General features: G+C 61.2%; 23 protein-coding genes. 8 read left to right on the top strand and 15 right to left on the bottom strand.

Going from position 1 to position 21,048, the window contains the following annotated elements:
• Positions 1-33: 33 nt before the first annotated feature.
• The 8 genes from G5533_RS04335 to G5533_RS04300 form a co-directional block, all read right to left on the bottom strand.
• Complete coding sequence (locus G5533_RS04335; protein WP_041208529.1) at positions 34-642, bottom strand: HvfX family Cu-binding RiPP maturation protein; 609 nt, start codon at positions 640-642, stop codon at positions 34-36.
• A complete protein-coding gene (locus tag G5533_RS04330; protein WP_441254540.1) occupies positions 639-1,433 on the bottom strand; it encodes an HvfC family peptide modification chaperone in 795 nt (264 codons plus the stop codon). Before G5533_RS04330 ends, G5533_RS04335 begins: the two co-directional genes overlap by 4 nt.
• Positions 1,426-2,283, bottom strand: coding sequence for a DUF692 domain-containing protein (locus G5533_RS04325; protein ID WP_201995465.1), 858 nt, complete (start codon positions 2,281-2,283; stop codon positions 1,426-1,428). The genes G5533_RS04330 and G5533_RS04325 overlap by 8 nt, the downstream gene beginning before the upstream one ends.
• Complete coding sequence (locus G5533_RS04320; protein WP_201995464.1) at positions 2,271-2,600, bottom strand: hypothetical protein; 330 nt, start codon at positions 2,598-2,600, stop codon at positions 2,271-2,273. The genes G5533_RS04325 and G5533_RS04320 overlap by 13 nt, the downstream gene beginning before the upstream one ends.
• Positions 2,593-3,552, bottom strand: a complete 960-nt coding sequence (locus tag G5533_RS04315) for an MBL fold metallo-hydrolase (protein ID WP_042081514.1) — start codon at positions 3,550-3,552, stop codon at positions 2,593-2,595. The genes G5533_RS04320 and G5533_RS04315 overlap by 8 nt, the downstream gene beginning before the upstream one ends.
• A 140-nt stretch (positions 3,553-3,692) precedes the next feature.
• Positions 3,693-3,803, bottom strand: a complete 111-nt coding sequence (cydX, locus tag G5533_RS04310; RefSeq protein WP_005337572.1) for a cytochrome bd-I oxidase subunit CydX — start codon at positions 3,801-3,803, stop codon at positions 3,693-3,695.
• Positions 3,804-3,819: 16 nt separating this feature from the next.
• A complete protein-coding gene (gene cydB, locus G5533_RS04305; protein ID WP_201995462.1) occupies positions 3,820-4,959 on the bottom strand; it encodes a cytochrome d ubiquinol oxidase subunit II in 1,140 nt (379 codons plus the stop codon).
• The gene (locus G5533_RS04300; RefSeq protein WP_139732364.1) at positions 4,959-6,530 is read right to left on the bottom strand and encodes a cytochrome ubiquinol oxidase subunit I; all 1,572 of its coding nucleotides are present in this window, start codon (positions 6,528-6,530) and stop codon (positions 4,959-4,961) included. Before G5533_RS04300 ends, cydB begins: the two co-directional genes overlap by 1 nt.
• A gap of 122 nt (positions 6,531-6,652) precedes the next feature.
• On the opposite strand from G5533_RS04300, the gene G5533_RS04295 reads away from it, so the two are divergent.
• Positions 6,653-8,068 (top strand): aminotransferase-like domain-containing protein, encoded by a 1,416-nt coding sequence (locus G5533_RS04295; protein WP_346211446.1) that lies wholly within the window; start codon positions 6,653-6,655, stop codon positions 8,066-8,068.
• A 93-nt stretch (positions 8,069-8,161) separates the two neighbouring features.
• Here the strand turns inward: G5533_RS04295 and G5533_RS04290 are convergent, their stop codons facing one another.
• Together G5533_RS04290 and G5533_RS04285 are read right to left on the bottom strand one after the other, a co-directional pair.
• On the bottom strand, positions 8,162-8,620 hold the full coding sequence (locus G5533_RS04290; protein ID WP_204479636.1) for a GNAT family N-acetyltransferase: 459 nt from the start codon (positions 8,618-8,620) through the stop codon (positions 8,162-8,164).
• 154 nt (positions 8,621-8,774) lie between these two features.
• Entirely contained in the window at positions 8,775-9,413 is a 639-nt protein-coding gene (locus G5533_RS04285; RefSeq protein ID WP_421171883.1) for a tellurite resistance TerB family protein, read from the bottom strand.
• A 141-nt stretch (positions 9,414-9,554) separates the two neighbouring features.
• On the opposite strand from G5533_RS04285, the gene G5533_RS04280 reads away from it, so the two are divergent.
• The 3 genes from G5533_RS04280 (at position 9,555) to rsmS (ending at position 10,598) form a co-directional block, all read left to right on the top strand.
• Positions 9,555-9,857 (top strand): hypothetical protein, encoded by a 303-nt coding sequence (locus G5533_RS04280; RefSeq protein WP_337072758.1) that lies wholly within the window; start codon positions 9,555-9,557, stop codon positions 9,855-9,857.
• Between the two features lie 20 nt (positions 9,858-9,877).
• On the top strand, positions 9,878-10,348 hold the full coding sequence (locus G5533_RS04275) for an acyl-CoA thioesterase (protein ID WP_421171879.1): 471 nt from the start codon (positions 9,878-9,880) through the stop codon (positions 10,346-10,348).
• 94 nt (positions 10,349-10,442) lie between these two features.
• Entirely contained in the window at positions 10,443-10,598 is a 156-nt protein-coding gene (gene rsmS / locus G5533_RS04270; protein ID WP_139494005.1) for a pleiotropic regulatory protein RsmS, read from the top strand.
• A gap of 47 nt (positions 10,599-10,645) precedes the next feature.
• Here the strand turns inward: rsmS and G5533_RS04265 are convergent, their stop codons facing one another.
• Positions 10,646-11,488, bottom strand: a complete 843-nt coding sequence (locus G5533_RS04265) for a LysR family transcriptional regulator (protein WP_160881703.1) — start codon at positions 11,486-11,488, stop codon at positions 10,646-10,648.
• A 109-nt stretch (positions 11,489-11,597) separates the two neighbouring features.
• Here G5533_RS04265 and G5533_RS04260 point away from each other — a divergent pair, with 109 nt between their 5' ends.
• Both G5533_RS04260 and G5533_RS04255 read left to right on the top strand, forming a co-directional pair.
• Positions 11,598-12,128, top strand: a complete 531-nt coding sequence (locus G5533_RS04260; protein ID WP_441254539.1) for a nucleoside deaminase — start codon at positions 11,598-11,600, stop codon at positions 12,126-12,128.
• Positions 12,121-13,395: a cyanate transporter gene (locus G5533_RS04255; RefSeq protein ID WP_421311098.1), complete on the top strand. Its 1,275-nt coding sequence runs from the start codon at positions 12,121-12,123 to the stop codon at positions 13,393-13,395. Before G5533_RS04260 ends, G5533_RS04255 begins: the two co-directional genes overlap by 8 nt.
• Before the next feature lie 53 nt (positions 13,396-13,448).
• Here G5533_RS04255 and rluF read toward each other — a convergent pair whose 3' ends face one another.
• Entirely contained in the window at positions 13,449-14,465 is a 1,017-nt protein-coding gene (gene rluF, locus G5533_RS04250) for a 23S rRNA pseudouridine(2604) synthase RluF (RefSeq protein ID WP_441254537.1), read from the bottom strand.
• Positions 14,455-14,577, bottom strand: a complete 123-nt coding sequence (locus G5533_RS04245) for a hypothetical protein (RefSeq protein WP_265783689.1) — start codon at positions 14,575-14,577, stop codon at positions 14,455-14,457. Before G5533_RS04245 ends, rluF begins: the two co-directional genes overlap by 11 nt.
• A 344-nt stretch (positions 14,578-14,921) precedes the next feature.
• Here G5533_RS04245 and G5533_RS04240 point away from each other — a divergent pair, with 344 nt between their 5' ends.
• On the top strand, positions 14,922-16,502 hold the full coding sequence (locus G5533_RS04240) for an alpha/beta hydrolase (RefSeq protein ID WP_421206472.1): 1,581 nt from the start codon (positions 14,922-14,924) through the stop codon (positions 16,500-16,502).
• 122 nt (positions 16,503-16,624) lie between these two features.
• Here the strand turns inward: G5533_RS04240 and G5533_RS04235 are convergent, their stop codons facing one another.
• Together G5533_RS04235 and G5533_RS04230 are read right to left on the bottom strand one after the other, a co-directional pair.
• Complete coding sequence (locus G5533_RS04235) at positions 16,625-16,993, bottom strand: VOC family protein (RefSeq protein ID WP_421243874.1); 369 nt, start codon at positions 16,991-16,993, stop codon at positions 16,625-16,627.
• A gap of 163 nt (positions 16,994-17,156) precedes the next feature.
• A complete protein-coding gene (locus G5533_RS04230) occupies positions 17,157-17,624 on the bottom strand; it encodes a hypothetical protein (protein WP_441254535.1) in 468 nt (155 codons plus the stop codon).
• A 154-nt stretch (positions 17,625-17,778) separates the two neighbouring features.
• Here G5533_RS04230 and G5533_RS04225 point away from each other — a divergent pair, with 154 nt between their 5' ends.
• Positions 17,779-20,922 (top strand): DUF3427 domain-containing protein, encoded by a 3,144-nt coding sequence (locus G5533_RS04225; RefSeq protein WP_441254534.1) that lies wholly within the window; start codon positions 17,779-17,781, stop codon positions 20,920-20,922.
• Positions 20,923-21,048: the final 126 nt, after the last annotated feature.

Genomic DNA, 21,048 nt, shown 5'->3' with positions numbered 1-21,048 from the left:
GTCGTTATGGTTTTTGTTATCCGTTGGCGGGTCTTATGCCGCCTGTTGCACGCCTGCTTTGCCGGTCACGGCACGTTTGAGCCAGTAGTCGAGGCTGACGTAACGGCCCCCGCCGTAAACCAGCAGTACCAACAGCATCACGAAGTAGGTGGCGGCAAACTCCATCCCGTTGTTGAGCATCACGGGATCCCCGAGCTCGGTGATGTAGTTGTAGCGACCGGGGAAGTTGGCGGCCAGCCACTCGATAAAGCCGTTGAGGCGCACAGTGGCCTCCATGCTGCCGGTGGCGATGGCGTCCCAGCCGTGCTTCCAGTGCACCATGGCGCTCGCCACGCTCATCAGAAAGATGGTGGGAATAGCCATGATGCGGGTAAAGAGGCCAAGGGCGATGCAGATGCAGCCCAGCACCTCGGTGCCTGCCGCCAGAAAGGCGAGCAGGGTCGGGAACGGCAAGTTGAGCCCCCCCTCCGAGACCGGGGCACCAAACCAGGCGACGGTGCCGGCAAAACCCACCACCTTGGAGTGGGCCCCCACATAGATAACCGGAATGAGATAGAGGCGAATGGCCAGCAGGGCCAGAAAATCGAGCCGCTTGCACTGGGCTACCGCCCGCTCGTACCACTGGATCAGGGTGTTGTTCATGGGAATTCTCCTTGGTGTTTGCTAAATGAGGGCAAGGGAGTGCCAGGCTGGCACTCACCGACGGGCAGGGTAAGCAGACCAAGCCGGTAAAAATGGCGTGCCCACTCGCTCAGATCAAAATCACTGCGAACCTGTTGCACCTGTTGCTGGAACGCGGCTTGGGTGATCCCCGGCTGCTGTTGCAGCAACTGGATCAGCGCCACATCCCATTCGCGCAACCGCTGAGTCACCACCTGATGATCCGGGCTGCGAAACAGGCCATAGAAGTGGTTGCCCTGCCGGGTCGGCACCACGCCGCTGCGACGAATGGCAAAGGGGAGTTCAAGCAGTTGCAGGGTGGGATTGAGCACAAGCGGACTCTCCGCCGTCACCTCAACCCCCGGTACAACTTGCGGCACTACCCCTTCATCAATCTCGACACAGAGGCAGGCCCACTCATACTCCAGCAGCGCCAGCCGCTGCCTGGGCCAGTTGAGAGAGCCCTCGCCTTGGCGATGCTGCACATAGCGGACAAACTCGGTGGCGATATGGTGAAACTCGGGGGCCTCGGCGCCGTGCGCGATGACAAAGCCCTCCACCAGCAGCCCTCTGTCCAGCGGCGCCCAGTGAGCGTGGGTGAGCGGAAAGGCGCTCTCCAGCACCGACTCCACATTGGCACGCACGCTGCGGGCATAGTGGCTGGCGATGCCATCCTGCGGCAGCCGCACCCGGCTCGCCAGCCAGGCGGTCTGCTGCTGCATCCGCTGCGGCGCCGTTTTGGGCGCAGTGATCAGAGATAACCGTCTACCCATAACGCACCTCCCGCACCTGACTGTCGATCGCCTCGCAACAGGCGCCGTGCACCCGCGCCAGCTCGGCCTCCAGCTCTGCCAGCGGTGGCAGATGGTGATCCCGCTCCAGCAGCAGGGGGCGCAGGCCGTGGGTCTGCACCGTATAACGGGCCAGCGCTACCACCGCCTCGCACACCGGTTTGCCATGGGTATCCAGCAAGGTGCCATCCGCCTCTTCCAGATGACCGGCGATATGAAAATAGCTGATCGCACTGCTCGGCAGCCCGGCAATCATCCGCTTGGGGCAGTAACCGTGGTTGCGGCTGTTCACAAAGACGTTGTTGATATCGAGCAACAGCTCGCAGCCGCTGCGCGCCACCAGCTCGGCGAGAAAATCCTCCTCCGGCATCTCGTGGTCATAGCCGTGGTAGTAGGAGATATTTTCCAGCACCAGCGGGCGGGCCAGCGCCTCCTGCACCTGCGCGATCCGCTCGGCCAGATAGGGGATGTTCTCCCACTGGCGCGGCACCGGTAGCAGTTCGTAGAGATAACCCTGCTGGTCGCGGGAAAAGCTCAGGTGCTCGCTGTAGATCTCGATGCCGAACTCGTCCAGAAAGGTGCGGATCTGGCTGAGCAGGGTGCGATTGAGGGGCTGGCAATCGCCGAGGGAGAGGCTGAGGCCGTGGGCCACCAGCGGGTACCGCTCGGCGATCCGGTGCAACTGCTCGCGCCTGGCGCCGCCGATGGCCATCCAGTTCTCCGGCGCCAGCTCGAGAAAGTCGATGCCGGGGCGGACGGGGCCGGAGCAGAGCGCATCCAGATGCTCCTGACGCAGCCCGATCCCCCGACTGCGGGAGCTTATTGGCCGCATACCCCCTCCGTCATCTTGCTGCCCTGGCTGGATGTATTGCCATCAATCCCCTCTCCCACCACGCCACACTTGCCATCGCGAGCGCGCACCAGCCGCCCCTGCGGATCACTGTCGAGGGCCTGCTTCTCGAAGCGCTTCTCGGTGCCGCACTTGCCCGCCGCACACTTGCCGCCGTGCTGTTCGCTGGGGGCGGCCTTGACCGGCGCATCGCTCGGGGTGGCCGCCAGCGCCAGCCCCGGAGTGAGGGCAATCAGGCTGGTCATGGCGATGGAGAGGGTCAGTTTGCCGGTGGTTTTGTTGCTGCTTGAGTTACTCATGGGCGGACTCCTTGACGGATGAAACGGGGTAGCTGGAGAGATCGCGGGCGGCCACGATCTGGCCGTGGAACTGCTGTTTGACGATGGCCATCGCCTCTTTCTTGTGATTGAGGCCGACCCCCATCCAGTGGTTGAGCACCAGCAGCTTGGGGTTCACCTCGGCGGCAATCTTGGCCACCACCGACGGCTTGGCGTGAAGCGAGGCGGAGACAGGGTCGGCCCCTTCGTGGATGGCGAGCGGCATCACCAGAATGTCGGCCCCCTTGGCAAACGGCACAAAGGCCGGGTTGCTGCCGTTCTGATCTGCAGAGATAACGATGGTTCCCTCGGCGCTCTCGATGCGATAGGCCAGACAGGGCACGTCACCGTGAGGGATGCCGAGGGCGGTGATGGTCAGCCCATCCTGCTGATAGACGGTGTGGGGCTGCGGGCTCTGGTAGGGCACATCGTGCAAGGTGATGGGGAAGAGGCCATCGGTGCCATCCTTGAAGCCGCTCAGGTAGGCATAAGCGCCCTTGTCCTTGTTGAAGAGGGCATCAAAGTAGCCGCTCATGCTGGGGAAGGCCGAGCCGGCCTCTGGCCCCGCCAGATCCAGCGGATCGCTGCGCTCGAAGAAGTAGGCCCCCTTGAGCAGGGCGGGCAGGTCGGTCACATGATCGGTGTGAAAGTGGGTGATGCCGATAAAATCGACCTCTTCGAGCTTGGCCCCCGCCTGGCCGAAGCGCAGGTAGACGCCGCCACCGGCATCGATCAGGATGCGGGATTTCCCCTTCCACCAGATCACCTCGCTGGAGGAGGCACGCAGGTCGTCGGAGATGGGGCCGCCACTGCCGAGCACCTGCAGGGTGAAGGTTTTATCCAGTGGCGTCAGTTGTACCGGTTCGGCACAGGCCGGGGCGACGGTGAGCGCGCACCCGATGGCCAGCGCCACCGCTTTCAATCTCTGTTTCATCACAATTACCTGTCGGTTGGTTGTCGGTTGAAAGTGTGTCGTTTGTGTCGTTTGTGTCGTTTAAAGAGGGGGGATAGAGGGGCCGATGGCGACGAGTGAACGCCAGCCACCGGCCATGGCGGGGCGCGAGCCCCCCGCCGTCAGTTACCGTCCCGTTCGTCCGCCTGCCAGCGCGCTTCCAGCCAGAGCAGGTTGCACAGGCCCAGCAGCAGGGCGAATCCGAGGCCCAAAATCCAGGTGAAGTACCACATAGCAGATCCCTTGAGGTCAGTAGAGTTGATGGCTATCGCGCTTGATGCGGGCACGGTCGAGCTTGCCGCGCACCACTCGATAGACCCAGCCGGTGTAGCCCAGATTGATCGGCATCAGCACCAGCACGAGGCCGAACATAATGGCCAGGGTCTTGTAGCTGGAGGTGCTGTCCCACAGGGTCAGGCTGCTGACCGCATCGAGGGATGAAGGCAGCACGAAGGGGAACAGGGCGATGGCTACCGAGCAGAGCATGGCGGCGCAGGCGATGGCGCTGGCCAGCAGCGCAATTCGGCCCCGCTCCAGCCAGGAGGCAATCCCGCTCACCAGCGGCGCCAGCGTCCCGATGATCGGCACCAGCCACAGCAGCGGATAGTCAAAGTAGTTGCGCAGCCAGCCTCCGGCGTGGGGGATCACCCCCTTCATCAGCGGGCTGATGGCGGCATTCGGGTCAAAGGGTTGCGTGCCCATACCGGTCAACTGAAACCCTTGCAGATCCACCAGATGCCAGCCGGCCAGCAGGTAGCAGAGGCTCACCAGCGGGGCCAGCAGGATGGCAATCCCCCGTGCGCGCAGCGCAGGGGTGCCGGTCACCTTGGCTTGCAGAAAACCGGCGCCATGCAGCAACAGCAAGGTGATGGCGGTGGCCAGCACCGAGAGCAGCCAGCCCCAGTGGAAGTCGAAGGCGCCATAGTGCAGACGCAGCGCCGTGTCGAAGCGAAACGGCAGCCCCTCCATCACCAGACCGATAGCCGCACCGAGGATGAGCGCCGGTATCAGGCCGCCGGCCACCAGCGCCCGATCCCACCAGCGGCGCCACACCGGATCGGCCAGCTTGCTGCGATAGTCAAAGCCGACCGGACGCAGAAAGAGCCCAAGCAGCAGCACCACCATGGGGATGTAGAGCCCCGAGAAGGCGGCGGCATAAACCAGCGGCCAGGCGGCGAACAGGGCACCGGCACCGGCAATCAGCCACACCTGATTACCCTCCCACACCGGCCCCACGCTGTTGATCACCAGACGGCGGTCGTCGTCATCTTTCGACACCACCGGCAGCAGCATGGCGATGCCGAGATCGAAGCCATCCATCACGATAAAACCGACCATCATGAAGAGCACCAGCGCCCACCAGATGAGTTTCAGGGTTGCGTAATCCATCAGGCGATCCTCGCAAGTTCGGGTTGTTCACCGCTGTAGCGGCCGGTATGGAGAATGGCGGGCCCCTTGCGGATCACATGGCGCAACAGGAACAGCTCCACCACTAGCAACAGGGTGTAGATGGAACAGATGGCGATGAGGCTGAACCAGAGTTGGCCCGGCTGAAGCAAAGAGACCGAGGCCGAGACCGGCAGCACATCGCTGATGGTCCAGGGTTGACGGCCGAGTTCGGCCACCAGCCAGCCCGCCTCGATGGCAATCCAGGGCAACGGAATGCTCCAGAGCAGGGTCTTGAGCAGCCGTGGCGAGTCTTGCAGCCGGTTGCGGCAGAGCTGGACAAAGCTCACTACCATCAGCCCCAGCATGGTGACACCAAGCCCCACCATCACCCGAAAGCCCCAGAAGAGCGGTGCCACTGGCGGGATGGAGTCATCGACCGCTTTGGCAATCTCCGCCTCACCGGCCTTGGCAATATTGCTGGCATAGGGGGTCAGCAGCATGCCGTAGCCGAGATCCTTGCCGTGCTGCTCGAAGCGGGCGCGGTTGGCCGGGGTGTCATCGCCCTGCCGGATCTGCTCGAGGGCCTCGGCCGCCACCATGCCGCTGCGAATGCGCGCCTCGTTTTGCACCTTGATATCCTTGAGGCCGGTCACCGCCTCGTCGATGGAGCGGGTAGCGATGATCCCCATCAGATACGGGATCTTGATGGCTGCGTGGGTGGTCTCGGCAGTCTGATCCGGGAAGCCGAACAGGGTAAAGGAAGCTGGCGCTGGCTCGGTCTCCCACTCCGCCTCGATGGCGGCAAGCTTCACCTTCTGCACCTCGCCGGTGCGATAGCCCGACTCATCCCCGAGCACAATGACCGAGAGGATGGCCGCCAGCCCGAAGCCGGAGGCGATGGCGAAGGAGCGCAGGGCAAACTGCACCTCGGTCTTGCGCAGCAGATACCAGCTGCTCACCCCCATCACGAACATGGAGGCGGCCACATAGCCCGCCGCAACGGTGTGAACGAACTTCACCTGCGCCACCGGGTTAAACAGCACGGCGGCGATATCCACCAGCTCCATGCGCTGGGTCAACAGGTTGAACTCGGCCCCCACCGGGTTTTGCATCCAGCCGTTGCCGATCAGGATCCAGAGCGCCGAGAGATTGGAGCCGAGCGCCACCAGCATGGTCACCAGCAGGTGCTTGCCGCGGGAGAGCTTGTCCCAACCGAAGAAGAAGAGCCCCACCAGGGTCGATTCGAGAAAGAAGGCCATCAGCCCCTCGATGGCCAGCGGGGTACCGAAGATGTCCCCCACATAGTGGGAGTAGTAAGCCCAGTTGGTGCCGAACTGAAACTCCATGGTGATCCCCGTGGTGACCCCCATGACGAAGTTGATGCCAAACAGTTTGCCCCAGAAGCGGGTGATGTCCTGATAGATCACCTTGCCGGTCATCACATAAGCCGACTCGGCGATCACCAGGATCCAGGACAGCCCCAGCGTGAGGGGCACAAACAGGAAGTGGAACAGGGCCGTGGCGCCAAATTGCAGGCGAGACAGGCTGACCACGTCATCCGGATTGATCATGCGTCACTCTCTTTTGTTGTATTTGCCTTGCACGTTTCGTGCGTGACAAGTACATCACGGAGCATGACACCTATAACAGATGCAGTTATATTGAATCACACCTATAACAGTTGATCCAAATCATGTCCCTTTACCAGCAGTTGGCCGACCGCCTGCAAAGCCAGATTGACGATGGCATCTGGCAACCGGGGGAGCGCATCCCCTCCATTCGACAGAGCTGCAAGACCCACGGGCTCAGCCCCATGACGGTGTTGCAGGCCTATCAACTGCTCGAAAGTCAGGGGCGGATCCTCGCCCGCCCCCAGTCCGGCTACTACGTCAAAGCCGCCTCACCACAGGTCGTGCAGCACACCCCGAGCCAGACCCACTACAGCGGCTCGGTGGATATCAACGATCTGGTGTTCGAGGTGTTGCAGGCGAGCAAATCGCGGGATCTGGTGCCCCTTGGCATGTCGGTAGCAGACCCGACCCTGTTCCCCCATCCCCAGCTCGGGCGTGCGCTGGCCAGCTGCATGCGCAAGCTAGATCCCTTCAGCACGGTGGCCGACCTGCCCCCCGGCAACGAAGCGCTGCGCCGCGCCATCGCCCAGCGCTACGCCAGTGACGGGGTGGCGGTCAATCCGCAGGAGATCATCATCACCACCGGCGCCATGGAGGCGCTCTCCCTCAGCCTGCAGGTGCTGACCGAGCCCGGTGACTGGGTGGTGGTGGAGTCCCCCACCTTCTATGGCGCCCTGCAGGCCATCGAGCGGCTGAAACTCAAGGCGGTGGAGATCCCGGTCATTCCGGGGGTAGGCATCGACCTCGACCTGCTGGCCGACGCCCTCACCCGCATTCCGGTCAAGGCGTGCTGGCTGATGGGCAATGTGCAGCACCCGCTGGGCCACACCATGCCGGATGGTCACAAAGCGCAGCTGATGGCGCTGCTCAACAGCCATGGGGTGCCGCTGGTGGAGGATGACGTCTATGCCGAGGTCTACTTTGGCCGCGAACGCCCCAAGCCGATCCGCCACTGGGATCAGCGTGGCGACAGCCTGCTCTGCAGCTCCTTTTCCAAGTGTCTGGCGCCGGGCTTTCGGGTCGGCTGGGTGGTGGCGGGGCCCCATGCCGAGCGGGTGCAGCGGTTGCAACTGATGTCCACCCTCTCCACCAATGTACCGAGCCAGCTGGCGCTGGCCGAGATGCTGCGCCAGGGCGGGGTCGATGCCCACTTTCGCCGCCTGCGCCACACCCTGGCCCAGCGCCAGCAGCAGATGCGGGCGGCCCTGCAACGGTTGTTGCCGGACGAGGTGCGGATCTCCTCCCCCGATGGCGGCTACTTTCTCTGGCTGGCACTGCCTGCCCATTTCGACAGCCGCGCCCTGCACGCCAAGGCTCTGGGCAGCGGTTTTTCAGTGGCCCCCGGCGCGCTCTTCTCCAGTCAGGGGCAACACAACCACTGCCTGCGCCTCAACAGCTCCCATCCCTGGAGCGAACAGCTGGAGCAGGCCCTCACCCGGCTGGCGGAGCTGATTGCCGCGCAGCTCGGTGAAAAGTAACGAGGCAAGGAGCCGCTGGCGAAACGAACAAAGGCCCGCAACGGGCCTTTGTAGTTGGGGAGTGACGCGCCTTGGCTCGCCATCAGAAACTGGTTATCTGGCCATGATCTGCGACTGCACCTTGAAGCCCAGCGCCTCGTAGAGCGCTTTGGCACGCTCATTGAAGGCCATCACCTCCAGCCGGATTTGCTGAGCATCACGGGCCTTGGCCCACTCATCGCAATGGGCGATCAGCGCCTTGCCAATCCCGCGGGAGCGGTGCTGCTCATCCACCACCACCGAGCCAATGCGGCAGATCGGCGCACGGGTGAGAAAAGGCACGCTCTCATTGATGTCTATCCGCGCCGTCAAAAAGCCCACCACCCTGCCATCCTGCTCGGCAACGCAGAACAGACGCCCTTCGGCGGCAATGGCATCGAGCAAAAATGCCCGCTCCTCTGGTGACGGCGGGCAGAACACCTCGGGATAGTGCTGATGGTGGAGCTCTCCAATCTGCCGGTTCAGCTCGACAATGGCGTCGATATCCAGTTCGCTTGCCTTGCGTATCTCCAACGGTTGCTCCTTGCAAAAATGGTGATGGTCCTGCGCCATCTTAGGGGCTGTGCCCCACAATCCAAATAGGCTCATCCGTATCTTTTGGCGGGCAGCAGAAACAACAACGCCCCTTGAGCGGGGCGTTATCGGCAATCCATGGCGATGAGGGATATCAAGCGGGGGCGTTAAGCTGGGCCACCTGCCGCTCGATGCTCCCCTTGAGGTTGTCATCGAGCTTGAGGGCGCGCGCCAGTTCGTCGAGATAGCCTCGCTCCATAAAGTGATCCACCTCGATGGCGAGCAGGGAGGCGAGATAGACCTCGGTGGCCAGCTCCATGTCGGTCACTTCCCGCGCCAGCGCATGGGGATCGAGGGGACGGGCCAGCTCGGCGTCAATCCAGCGGGCCACATCGCTCTGACCCTGTTCGGTCAGGTACTCCTGAATTTTCTGGCGCTCGGCGCCGTCGATATGGCCATCGGCCCGGGCTGCCGCCACCATGGCACGCACCAAGAGTGCCGCGCGGGCATCCAGCGCATTGCCTTCCAGGGTACTGACGGGATGGGTAGGCTCGGCGGGTGCCGCCTGCTGGGCCTGCCAATCCTGATAGAGCTTGTAGGCCAGCCCGCCAAGGGCCGCAGCGCCGCCCACGGCAGCGGCCTTGCCGCCATATTTGCGCATCTTCTTGTTCCCCAGCAGCAGACCGAGCGCACCGCCGGCCAACGCTCCCTGCATCTGCCCCTTGCGCTTGTCTCCGCCTTCGTTGAGCCAGCCTTTGCCAGCCCCCAGCAACTGTTCCAGCATCTGTTTCATCGTGACACCTCGCTATTGTTCGCCCCATGCTGGCGCTGGCGTCATGAACCAAGAGTGAATGGGCCCCATTATTGCGCCGTCCCCTGTGCATCCTGCCGCCATTCGCGGTATACCTGAAACAGGTCAACAAGGAGCATCAGGATGCGCATCATCACCCCTTTCGTGGTTCTGCTGTTGTGCGGCACTGCCAGTGCCGCCAGCGAGCTGGATCGCTCAGCCCAGCAGGCCAAGCTGGATGCCGCCTGCCAGCAAGCTCAGCAGCAACTGGTCGAGCAGGGCAAGCAACAGCGGATCGACGCCTGCATCAAGGAGGGCGGCAAGGCCGACAAGTGTCAGCAGGAGTTCGCCAACTTCGGCCAGCGCGAGGGCAACAAGCGGCCCGACCTCAACAACCTGCCCCCCTGCCAACAGGCTGACGCCTACCGCAAGAGCTACCGCCAATGACCCCGAACCAAGGAGAGAGCATGATCCCCCCCCGCGAACTGACCCTGCAATTTCTGGCCGAACCCTCCGACGTCAATTTCGGCGGCAAGGTCCACGGCGGCATGGTGATGAAGTGGATCGATCAGGCGGGCTATGCCTGCGCCGCCGGCTGGTGCGGCGGCTATGCGGTGACCGTCTATGTGGGGGGGATCCGCTTTTTGCGCCCCATCCAGATTGGCCAGCTGGTGGAGGTACACGCTCAGGTGATCCACACCGGCACCACCAGCATGCATCTGGCGGTGGATGTCTACAGCCGCCACCCCACCGAGAGCGAGCGCCACAAGACCACCCACTGCATCATCATCTTCGTGGCGATGGATGAGCAGGGCAAACCGACCCCGGTGCCCCAGTGGCAACCACTGAGCGAGAGCGATCTGCAGTTGCAGCAGTACGCCAAAAAGCTCATCGCCCTGCGCGAGGAGATCGACAAGGAGATGCGTCAGCACCTGTGACCTTCATGCCTCACAGCCCGACAGAGCGGGCGCTTTCGGCCAACGGCGGCGCCCCTGTATAATCCCCCCTCTTCCCGCAACCGGAACCCTGCCCATGTCACTGGAAACTGCCCCACCCGAGGTGAAACTCGCGGTGGATCTGATTGAACTGCTGGAGACCAACCAGCTGGCCCCCGAGCTGGTGCTGGCGGCGCTGACCATCGTAAAAAATGACTACGAGCGCAAGCTGGCGGAGGGGAAGGATCACTGATCCCCCCGTTTTATCTTTCCGACTTCAGTTTTTCACCACATAGCCACTCACTGCGGCCCCATTACTTCGTCGCACAGGGCGATCAGGGCCGAACTCAAGCGGGTGAGCGGTTCGCTCCCGCTTACCCCGGCATGGAGCGCCAGCTCCACCGATGCCACCTTGGGCCACTGGGTCAGGGCCAGCTGATCGGCGGGCATCAGCCGCTTGGGCAGCAAGCTCACGCCAATGCCTGCGCTCACCGCCCCCTGCAAACTGGCGAGACTGGCGCTGACATAGGCGATCCGCCAGCGCCGACCCAGACCATCGAGCGCCTCGGTCATCTGCTGGCGATAGAGCCCTTCACTCGGGAAGGCAACCAGCGGCAGCGGATCACGCCCCTTAGCCGGCCAGTCGCGACTATCGACCCACACCAGCGGCTCACGCCAGCTGGCGAGCGGCGAGCCCTGTCCGCGCACCTGCTTGACCAGCGCCAGATCCAGCTCCCCCGCCGCAAAGCGCTGCCAGATGTGGTGGCTCAGGCCGCTCTCCACCTCCAGCCGCACCTCGGGGTAGTCGCGGGCAAAGGCAGCCAGCACCGGGGTGATGGCACCGGCGGCGAAATCCTCCGGCACCCCGAGGCTGAGCGATATGCTCCCCTCGCTCACCTGCTCCTCGGCCTGTGCCAGCAGCGCCAGAATGCGGCGGGCCAGCCCCAGCAGCTGCTCCCCCTCGGCCGTCGCCACCACCTGCCGACCGGAGCGGTCCAGCAGCGGGCAGCCAATCTGCTGTTCGAGCCTGCGCATCTGCTGGCTGATGGTGGATTGGGTCAGGTGGACCCGTTCACCGGCCCGGGTGAAGCTGCCGGTGTCGATAATGGCGACAAAACTGCGCAGTAACAGGGGATCCAGCATGGGTTTCTCCATTTATAAAACCACTGAAACTCATTTTATCATTTAATTTCCAAATGGTTTATTTCGCCGCTAGGCTGGCATTTGTTCAGTCAAATCAGGGTTTTTCATCATGTCTGCGCCCCTTGTTGCCTCTGCCAACACCCGCCCGATCCCCTCATCAACCACCCTCCCGACTCATCAGCGCTGGCTGGAGCAGGCGGTGCAACTGGCCAGAGCAAACCACCGGCAGGGGGGCCGCCCCTTCGCCGTCCTGCTGGTGCGCGATGAGCAACTGGTGGCGAGCGCCGTCAACGGCATCCATCTGGATGGGGACCCGACCCGCCACGCCGAGCTGGAGGCGCTGCGCAAGGCAAGCCAGTGCGGGCCGCTCGCGGGCAGCATCGTCTATGCCAGCGGTCACCCCTGCCCCATGTGCCTCGGCGCGCTGGTGATGAACGGTATCGCCGCCGTCTATTACGCCTTTGATAACGCCGATGCAGCGCCGTTCGGCTTTGACAGCACCGCCGCCTATCAAAAGCTGGGGCTACCGCTGGCACCGCCACCTCTGCCGCTGGTCAAACTGGCCGTCACCCTGACGGCGGCAGATCTCTACGGCTCCCAGTTACAACAAGCCACACAAGCAGCGCCTGATCATGAGTAAAGGGACTTTCGAACGCCCGGCAGAGGCGCGCCGCCAGCAGTTTGCCCTGCTGGTGCTGGTGATCCTGATTGGCCTTAATCTGCGCCCCTTTCTTACCGCCATCGGCCCGCTGGCCCAAGCCATTGATCAGCGTCTGGCGCTGGGGATGGATACCCTCGCCTGGCTTACCCTGTTGCCGCTGTGGCTCATCGGGGTCGGCGTGCTGCTCACTCCCAGCCTGCGTCGGCGCGCCAGTGCGTGCCAACTGCTGGGGGCGGCCCTGCTGCTGCTCGGCATTGGCAGCGCCATCCGCTTCGATACTCAAAGCGGCGCCCTGCTGATAACCAGCGCGGCGCTGTGTGGATTGGGCTCGGCACTGGTGCAGGGAGTGCTGCCCGCCCTTATCAAGCAGCACTTTGCCCGCAAGGTGCCGCAAGTGATGGGGATCTTCTCTGCCTGCATGATGGGGGGCGGGGCGCTGGGGGCCAGCCTCACACCACGGTTGGCAGTCAGCCTCGACTGGTCGCGGGCGCTGGCGCTCTGGAGCCTGCCGGTGCTGCTGGCCCTCGTCTGGCTAGGGTGGAAAGTGCGTCTGCCACGGGCCGCCGCTGTCGCAATCCCCCACGGCGAACAGCGGCTGATCACCCTGCCCCGCAGCTGGTTGCTGATCGTCTGCTTTGGCATCATCAACAGTGGCTACGGCATCGTCGTGGCCTGGCTGGCCCCCGCCTATATGGCGCAGGGCTGGAGCGCCGCGCAGGCGGGCGAACTGGTCGCCTGGCTGGCACTGGCCCAGACCGCCAGCGGCCTCGGTCTGCCGCTGCTGGCGGCGCGCAGTCTGGATCGGCGGCCGTGGATGGGCCTTGCCATCGCCATGCAGCTGGCGGGATTCGGCGGCCTCTGGCTGACGCCAGCCAGTGCCCCCATTCTCTGGTGCATGCTGTGCGGTGCCGGTCTTGGCGGCAGTTTTTCGCTGATCATGGTGATTGCGCTCGATCACCTGCCAGACCCGCGCCGCGCCGGCACCCTGAGCGCCCTGATGCAGGGCTTCGGCTTTATGCTGGCCGCCACCGGCCCCTGGGTGGCGGCGCGGCTCTATCACTATGTGGGCGACTTTGCGGCCGCCTGGCAGTGGCAACTGGGAGGCTTGCTGCTGATGAGCCTGCTGGTAGTGCGCCTCGACCCGCGCCACTATCCTCGTGTCATGGGGTTAACGACCACCAGCGAGCCAACCCTTTCGGCGCCCCGCCCAACCGACTCTGCGACCCAAAGCAACACACCGGCCTGAGGCCGGTGTGTTGGGGATCACAAGACGAGGCTGACGCCACTCAGGGGAGCAACTTAGCGCCCCTTCTTCTGCCGTCCGCTGTTAGCGGTGCGCGGCTTGCCAGCGGCCGGTTTGCCACCCTTGGGAGCCCCTTTGCCAGCGCCGCCCTTGTTGGCAGCACCTTTACCCGCGCCCCCCTTGCCCACCGGCAGCTTCTTCTCGAAAGCTTCCGGGCCCGGCACATTGGGACGCCCGCCAATCTCGTGATCATCATCGCGGCGCGGCTTCTTGCCTTGGGCCGGTTTGGCGCTTTGCGCCGCAGGGGCCTTAGCCGCCTTGGGTTTGTCGCCTTTGGCCGGTTTCACCTCGGAGGAGGAGTCCTCAATCAGCTTGAACAGATCGATCAGCTCGTCGTCGGTGAGATCGCGCCACTCGCCCACCGGCAGCCCCTTGAGGCTGACGTTCATAATGCGGATGCGCTCCAGCTTGGTCACTTCAAAACCGAAGTGCTCGCACATGCGGCGGATCTGGCGATTAAGCCCCTGCACTAGCGTGATGCGAAAGACAAACGGCGCCTCTTTCTTCACCTTGCACTTCTTGGTCACAGTACCGAGGATCGGCACCCCGGCCGCCATGCCGCGCACAAACTCGTCGGTCACCGGCTTGTCGACGGTCACCAGATACTCTTTCTCGTGATCGTTGCCCGCCCGCAGGATCTTGTTGACCAGATCGCCGTGGTTGGTGAGAAAGATCAGCCCCTGCGAATCCTTGTCGAGCCGCCCGATGGGGAAGACCCGGGTGCTGTGGTTGACGAAATCGACGATGTTGTCCTTCTCGCCCGCCTCTGTGGTACTGACGATGCCCACCGGCTTGTTGAGGGCGATCAGCACCAGACTGTCCGCCTCGCGCGGCTCGATCACCTGACCGTTCACCTTGACCAGATCGCCAACCTGCACCTGATCGCCAATCCCGGCCCGCTTGCCGTTGATAAAGACGTGGCCCTGCTCGATAAAGCGATCGGCCTCGCGGCGCGAGCAGATGCCGCTCTCGCTGATGTATTTGTTCAGGCGCATGGATTCATTAGCCAGCATGGGTCACCTGCCACAGGATCTGGGCCGCGCCCGGTTGTGCCATCGCCTGTTCCGGCTGCGCCGGGGAGGCTGTCTGCTGCATCAGCCAATTCACTACGTCAAAGTTCTGCATACCATTCCATCTTCAAAAAAGGCCAATGCCAGCTTATCCATCAAAAAACGCCGCTACAGTAGCATAATTGCCCTCTTTCAGGGGCAGATAGTTGCAAGGTCGCGCGCCCAAGCGGGCATCTGCGGACAAGTTCACGCCGCCGGATGGCCCGCGATGCCGCCTTTGAACAACCAGCCTGATGCCAACGGCGGGATCCGGCTCCCACAGCCAGCGCGGCCGAACGCCATCAACTATACATATCACCTTGTTTCCATTAGGCTTTAAGCCGGTTGGCCGCGCCCAATGTGCTGCGCCGAACTCGCCCGCCCAAATGCGGCTTCACCTCTATCGCCAAGGATTGCACCATGCTGGCTCACACTCGCCGCCTTGTTCGCCGTGCTCTGCTGACCCTGTTGCTGCTGTTGCTGACCGCATGGGCGGTGATCGCCTACTTCGCCTGGCAGGCAGCGCCGCTGCAGCTGTGGCACACAGTGGTGCCCCCCGAACTCAGTGCCGATGAGCTCGACAGCAGCGACTGGCAAGCCTATCTGGCCCGCGAAGCAGAGCTGTTCGAGCTGGTGGCCACCGAGGTAGTCGCCAAGACGCCGCCGGAGCAGCAACTGGCCAGCAATCGCTACTATCAGGACGCCCCCATCAATCCCGCCCGCTTTCAGCAGAACTGGAACCGCTCCTACCTGCTGCGCCCCGAGGGGGAAGCCAAAGGGGTAGCGGTGCTGCTGCACGGCCTGACCGACTCCCCCTACAGCCTGCGCCATCTGGCTAGACGCTATCAGCAGCAGGGCTTTATCGCGCTGGGGCTGAGGATCCCCGGCCACGGCACAGTGCCCGCTGGCCTCGTAGATGTGGATTGGGAAACCTGGCTGGCCGCCACCCGACTGGCGGTGCGGGAGGCCAGATTGCTGGCACCGGGCAAGCGGCCGCTGCATCTGGTGGGCTTTTCCAACGGCGGCGCGCTGGCGGTGAAATATGCGCTCGATGCGTTGGCCGACCCGAGCGGCACGCTGGCAAAACCGGATCGGCTGGTGCTGATCTCCCCGATGATCGGGGTGACCCGCTTTGCCCGCTTCGCCGGGATCAAGGCCGTGCCTGCCCTGCTGCCCGCCTTTGCCAACGCCGCCTGGCTCGACACCATGCCGGAGTTCAACCCGTTCAAGTACAACTCGTTCCCGGTCAACGGCGCGCGCCAGTCCTACCGCCTGACCCACGCAATCCAGCAGCAGGTGCGCCAGCTGGCCGCCAGTGGCGAGCTGGAGGCATTTCCCCCCGCCCTCACCTTCCAGTCGGTGATGGACTACACCGTCAGCACCCGCTCCATCATTGCCGATCTCTATCACTACCTGCCGGCCAACGGCAGCGAACTGGTGCTGTTTGATATCAACCGCAGCACCCTGTTTGGCCCGCTGATGAGCTCGGCCTCAGAGCTGGCGCTGCACCGCTTGCTGCCAAACGCCCCCGGGCACTATCGCCTCACCGTGGTGGGTAATGTCGAGCCAACCTCCCCCGCGACGCAGGCCAGAACGCTGGCCAGCGCAGACCAGCCTGAGCAGGTCCGCCCGCTGGGCATCGACTATCCCAAGGAGATCTACTCCCTCTCCCATGTGGCGCTCCCCTTCCCGATGGACGACCCCCTCTATGGCATGGCAGCGCGCCCGCAGCAGCGGGAGCAATACGGCATCAACCTCGGTGGTCTGGCCCTGCGTGGCGAGCGCGGCGTGCTGATCGTCAACCCCGGCGCCCTCACCCGCACCTCCTCCAACCCCTTCTACCCCTATCTGCAGCAGCGGGTGATGGAGACTCTCATCGCCCCTCCCGTCGCCCCGTCTGCCGCCGTAACCCCTGCCAGCAGCGGTCAACCTGATGCGGCCTATCAGGCAGAAGTGGAGCAGTTTTTACAGGAGAGCGACGAGAGCAGCGCGCCTTTCTAGGGCATTTCTGGAGTATCGGCAAAGAGCCACTGGCGCTGGGTCGATGGCGATACAAGAAAGGGGCCGTCAATTGACGGCCCCTTTCTATTGATGATGGCGATGGGAGTGATGACTTGGTGGGCTCAGGGATAGATGCTGACTTCTATCAGGTTCTGGTCAGGGTCGAGGAAGTAGACAGATTCTATCGGCCCGCAGGCACCGCTTTTGGTCACCGGCCCCTCGACAATCTCCACCCCGTGGCAGGCAAGCTGGGCCATCACCTGCTCCAGCGGCCAGCGGGTGATAAGGCAGACATCTCCCGACCCCACCTGCGCCAGATTGCGCGGCTCCTGCCCCAGCAGTTGCAGATTGATCTTCTGGTTGCCAAACCCTACCGCCCGGCGCCCCGCACCGAAGGTAATGGCCTCCATATTGAGCACCGAGCTGTAAAATTCCACGGCCCGTTCGATATCACTGACCGTCAATACCAGATGGTCGATATGGCTGATCATGGTTACCTCCTGGTGGTGATCTGGCTGATGTGACCGGCATATACCCGCAAACATCCGGCTGTTGCCGCCACGGCGGGCAACCCCATCATACCCGGCAAGGGGAAGCCCATGTGTGTCGTGACGCGCAAAGCGAGCGCAAATGATCTGGTCAGATAAATTCGCTTTACTGCACCGCTGCGCACGCTTTCTCCCGCTGGGCCAGCAGGGCGTCATCGTCACTGTCCATTGCCGCCAGAATCGCCTGATTGCAGGCGCGCTCCGCCAGCTTGGCAGGACTCTGCTTGGCATCCCCAATCTCTGCAATCATCGGCCGATAACTGATGGCCGCCGAGCAGTACATGGTGCGAAATTTGGGCAGTTGCCAACTGCTGTCATCCTGCCGGGTCAAGTCATCGCACAGCTTGTGAAACAGGGCGGACGCCTTGACCGTGCACTGGCTAAAACGCCGAACATCCTGCTGGTAGGGACGACAAACGCTCGGCTGCTGGATCTGCCACAGCTGAAAAGAGAACGGGACCGACTCCCCCTCATACTGCACCACCAGCGTCTTGGCCTCAGTGCCATAGATATCCGCAACCTGCTGCTGTACCAGATTGAGATAAGCCGAAAAAAGATAGGAAACCGGATCCATCACCACCTCCCTGTGATTGTCACTGCCGGGCTTTATTACCGAAAACCGGGGCGATTTTCAAACGAGTAACAGGCGACAACAGCTTACTGATTTGGTTGGAAAAAATGATACTCTTCTCGCCACCCTCATGTACAACGTTCAAGGCTAAAGTGCGATGCAACAATGCGGTATTTATGAACAGCTCATTACTCAACTGCTGACATCTCGACTCGACCGCGAGCGCTTTTACGTGGGGGAACGCCAACTTGAGCCTGCCGAAGCGGCAGTTTGGTTATCCAGATTTCTGAGCCGGGTTTTGGAATATGCGGTGGGCTCGGTAACTGGAGAGGATCAGCTGCAACGGCAGATTGAGCTGGCTAACCAGTTATTGCTTTGGCTAAAGGATCGCACCCAAGACCCAGACTTTATTGGCGAGAACCTCATCGATAGTCAGGGAAAAATTCTGACAGCACTCTACCAGTTGGATAACCCCATCTCCGCCAATTTAAAGCAATATGCCGAGGATATTTTCCCTCTGACAGGTCTCACTCAGAGCGAACTGTTTTGTGGCAGCAATGCGGGTTTGTCGATGGAGTCGGAGATTAAACGGGAAATTTTATCGGCAGATAGCATCTGCTGGCTGGTCTCATTTATCAAATGGGCAGGTATCCGGATTTTCCGTCATGAGCTGGAAGAGTTCACTCACAGCGGCCGCCAATTAAAAGTAATTACTACCTCTTATATGGGGGCGACCGATGCCAAGGCAGTTGAATTTTTAGCCAGCCTCCCAAATACCGAAGTCAAACTCAGCTATAACACCCAGCGCGAGCGGTTGCATGCCAAGAGCTATCTCTTTTGCCGAAATACCGGCTTTCATACCGGCTATATAGGTTCCTCCAATCTCTCTCACTCTGCCCTCACCAGCGGCTTGGAGTGGAACCTAAAAATCACCTCGCAAGAGATCCCTCATATTATCGAGAAATCCCTGAGTACCTTTGAAACCTATTGGGAATCCGATGATTTTGAGCTGTTTGATGGCAAGCTCGAAAGCCGTACAAAATTGCAGCATGCACTGCAAGAGGCCCGTGGGGATGGGGACAAAAATAGCCCTGCCTATTTCTTTGATATCACGCCGTTTCCCCATCAACTGGAGATCCTTGAACAATTGGCGATGGAGCGCGCTTTACACCAGCGCTTCCGTAACTTGGTGGTTGCGGCCACCGGTACAGGGAAAACCCTGATCTCCGCTTTTGATTTTGCGCGTTTTCTGAAAACCAAACCCGATGCCAAGTTCCTGTTTGTCGCCCACAAAGAGGAGATCTTGCGCCAAGCATTAGCCTCGTACCGCGGTGTGCTCAAGCAATCCAATTTTGGCGAACTCTTAGTCGGCGGCGCCGTGCCAACCCACTACCGTCAACTATTTGCCTCGGTGCAATCCTTGAATAACCAGCTGGCTAATTTACCTCTTAGCCCAGATTATTTCGATTACATCGTCATTGATGAGGTTCACCATATTGCGGCGGCCAGTTATCGCGGTCTGCTCGCCGCCTTTGAACCTCACATTCTGTTGGGATTAACCGCAACGCCAGAGCGCCATGATGGCGGTGATATTCTTGCCGACTTTTGTGGTGTCATCGCAGCAGAGATCCGCTTGCCCGAGGCCATCAATCGTCGCCATCTCTGTCCGTTCCAATATTTTGGTATCGATGATGATACTGACTTGCGCCAAGTGGCTTGGAAAAATGGCCGTTATGACATCACTGAACTCACCAATATCTATACCCATAACCAGCAGCGGGTACAGAAAATAGTCCAGAGCCTCAATGAGATCGTCACCGATATTACCAAGATAAAAGCGCTGGCATTTTGTGTGAGCCGTGAACATGCCGATTTTATGCGCAAGGCCTTTTTATTGAAGGGCATCAAGGCTGATATTCTCACCAGCGATAACCGAGAAGAACGGTATAGCAAACAACAAGATTTGCGTACCGGCGTTATCAATATTCTCTGCGTGGTGGATATCTTCAACGAAGGGGTTGATATCCCGGAAGTCGATACCTTGCTATTTTTACGACCAACGGAAAGCCTCACTATCTTCTTGCAGCAATTAGGGCGCGGCCTGCGGCTGGCGAGCGATAAAGAGTGCTGCACCGTGTTGGACTTTGTTGGCAATGCCCGTGCTGAGTATGACTTTGCCCAGAAATTCCGGGCACTGGTGGGTAAAACTAATAAGGCGATCAGCCACGAGATCAAACAGGGCTTCCCTCACGCCCCCTTGGGCTGCCGCATCGAACTCTCAAAACAGACCCAAGAGTTAATTCTGAGCAATATCAAGAAGGCGACCCTCAATACCTCACGCCTCATGGGCCTGATCCGCCGTTTCTCACAGGACTGTGATTTACCACTGACGCTGGCGAACTTTTTGAAGTTCTACCCTCACATCAGCCTTGAGGAGATCTACAAGCGCGGTAACTGGAGCGCCTTGGTCAAACAGGCTAGCAACCATACCATTTCTGAAATGAGCGATGAGAAGCTGTCGACCCTCTACACCCGGGCCATCAAAACCCGGCTATTGGGCTGCGATGCGCTCCATTACTTGAAATTCTTACAAACCTTGGTGGCAGACGCCTTTACCTTAAGGGCCGAACACGATGAACGTATGGCCTTGATGTGCCATTACGACTTCTGGCAACAGAGCGGCCCCAATGCAGGCTTTAGCTCCTTGGCGCACAGCCTGAAACAACTCAATCAACCAGAGTTAAGGGCCGAGCTGGCAGATCTGTTGCCCATGCTGCTCAACCGGGTGCAACACGAACAAAGCGCCATGCCAAACCTTCCCGGTAATCCGCTGCAACTGCATGCTCGCTATGCCAGAGAGCAGGTGCTGGTTGGCTTTGGTGCGACCACCTTCGCGCAGCAACCCACGGCTCGCGAAGGGGTCTATGTCATCGCAGAGCAAAATATCGAGTTGCTGTTCGTGACCTTGAACAAAACGGAACAGCACTTCTCCCCCACTACCCGTTATCACGACTACGCCATCAACGAGTCGCTGTTTCATTGGCAGAGCCAAAACAGCGCTCGCCCAGAACGGGGTAAGGGGCTGAGTTACATAAACCACAGAGCAGAAGGTAAGCGCTTGTTTCTGTTCGTTCGTGAGCAGAGCAAAGATGAATTTGGCCGCACCCTTGGCTTTGTGAACTTTGGTGAGGTGGAGTACGTATCCCACACTGGCAGCCAACCGATGAACATTAAATGGCGTCTCACTACTCCGATGCCGCCATTTATGTGGAAAGAGGCCGCCAAACTGGCTGTTGGTTAGTAAGGCTTCTCACCCGGTGGGAAGATGACGCAAAACCCACCGGATTCTTGCCCAAAACCCCGGCTAAATTATCCAGTTGCATAATAACCATGCGGCCTTGCGGTTGTTTAACTGGCCCTAACGTCA

The organism is Aeromonas sp. A600620, assembly GCF_029479985.1.
GTDB lineage: Bacteria > Pseudomonadota > Gammaproteobacteria > Enterobacterales > Aeromonadaceae > Aeromonas > Aeromonas veronii_A.
Note: the sequence above shows the minus strand (reverse complement) of the source record. Positions and strands in the feature narration are given on the sequence as shown.

Excerpts from the sequence above, each read along its gene's own strand:
- cydB (WP_201995462.1), bottom strand. The coding sequence starts at position 4,959 with ATGGATTACGCAACCCTGAAACTCATCTGGTGGGCGCTGGTGCTCTTC.
- G5533_RS04230 (WP_441254535.1), bottom strand. The coding sequence starts at position 17,624 with ATGGATCCGGTTTCCTATCTTTTTTCGGCTTATCTCAATCTGGTACAG.
- G5533_RS04285 (WP_421171883.1), bottom strand. The coding sequence starts at position 9,413 with ATGAAACAGATGCTGGAACAGTTGCTGGGGGCTGGCAAAGGCTGGCTC.
- G5533_RS04245 (WP_265783689.1), bottom strand. The coding sequence starts at position 14,577 with ATGCAGAACTTTGACGTAGTGAATTGGCTGATGCAGCAGACAGCCTCC.
- cydX (WP_005337572.1), bottom strand. The coding sequence starts at position 3,803 with ATGTGGTACTTCACCTGGATTTTGGGCCTCGGATTCGCCCTGCTGCTG.
- rluF (WP_441254537.1), bottom strand. The coding sequence starts at position 14,465 with ATGCTGGCTAATGAATCCATGCGCCTGAACAAATACATCAGCGAGAGC.
- G5533_RS04295 (WP_346211446.1), top strand. The coding sequence starts at position 6,653 with ATGTCCCTTTACCAGCAGTTGGCCGACCGCCTGCAAAGCCAGATTGAC.
- G5533_RS04255 (WP_421311098.1), top strand. The coding sequence starts at position 12,121 with ATGAGTAAAGGGACTTTCGAACGCCCGGCAGAGGCGCGCCGCCAGCAG.
- G5533_RS04235 (WP_421243874.1), bottom strand. The coding sequence starts at position 16,993 with ATGATCAGCCATATCGACCATCTGGTATTGACGGTCAGTGATATCGAA.
- G5533_RS04280 (WP_337072758.1), top strand. The coding sequence starts at position 9,555 with ATGCGCATCATCACCCCTTTCGTGGTTCTGCTGTTGTGCGGCACTGCC.
- G5533_RS04260 (WP_441254539.1), top strand. The coding sequence starts at position 11,598 with ATGTCTGCGCCCCTTGTTGCCTCTGCCAACACCCGCCCGATCCCCTCA.
- G5533_RS04315 (WP_042081514.1), bottom strand. The coding sequence starts at position 3,552 with ATGAAACAGAGATTGAAAGCGGTGGCGCTGGCCATCGGGTGCGCGCTC.
- G5533_RS04335 (WP_041208529.1), bottom strand. The coding sequence starts at position 642 with ATGAACAACACCCTGATCCAGTGGTACGAGCGGGCGGTAGCCCAGTGC.
- rsmS (WP_139494005.1), top strand. The coding sequence starts at position 10,443 with ATGTCACTGGAAACTGCCCCACCCGAGGTGAAACTCGCGGTGGATCTG.
- G5533_RS04265 (WP_160881703.1), bottom strand. The coding sequence starts at position 11,488 with ATGCTGGATCCCCTGTTACTGCGCAGTTTTGTCGCCATTATCGACACC.
- G5533_RS04225 (WP_441254534.1), top strand. The coding sequence starts at position 17,779 with ATGCAACAATGCGGTATTTATGAACAGCTCATTACTCAACTGCTGACA.
- G5533_RS04320 (WP_201995464.1), bottom strand. The coding sequence starts at position 2,600 with ATGAGTAACTCAAGCAGCAACAAAACCACCGGCAAACTGACCCTCTCC.
- G5533_RS04240 (WP_421206472.1), top strand. The coding sequence starts at position 14,922 with ATGCTGGCTCACACTCGCCGCCTTGTTCGCCGTGCTCTGCTGACCCTG.
- G5533_RS04300 (WP_139732364.1), bottom strand. The coding sequence starts at position 6,530 with ATGATCAATCCGGATGACGTGGTCAGCCTGTCTCGCCTGCAATTTGGC.
- G5533_RS04330 (WP_441254540.1), bottom strand. The coding sequence starts at position 1,433 with ATGGGTAGACGGTTATCTCTGATCACTGCGCCCAAAACGGCGCCGCAG.
- G5533_RS04275 (WP_421171879.1), top strand. The coding sequence starts at position 9,878 with ATGATCCCCCCCCGCGAACTGACCCTGCAATTTCTGGCCGAACCCTCC.
- G5533_RS04325 (WP_201995465.1), bottom strand. The coding sequence starts at position 2,283 with ATGCGGCCAATAAGCTCCCGCAGTCGGGGGATCGGGCTGCGTCAGGAG.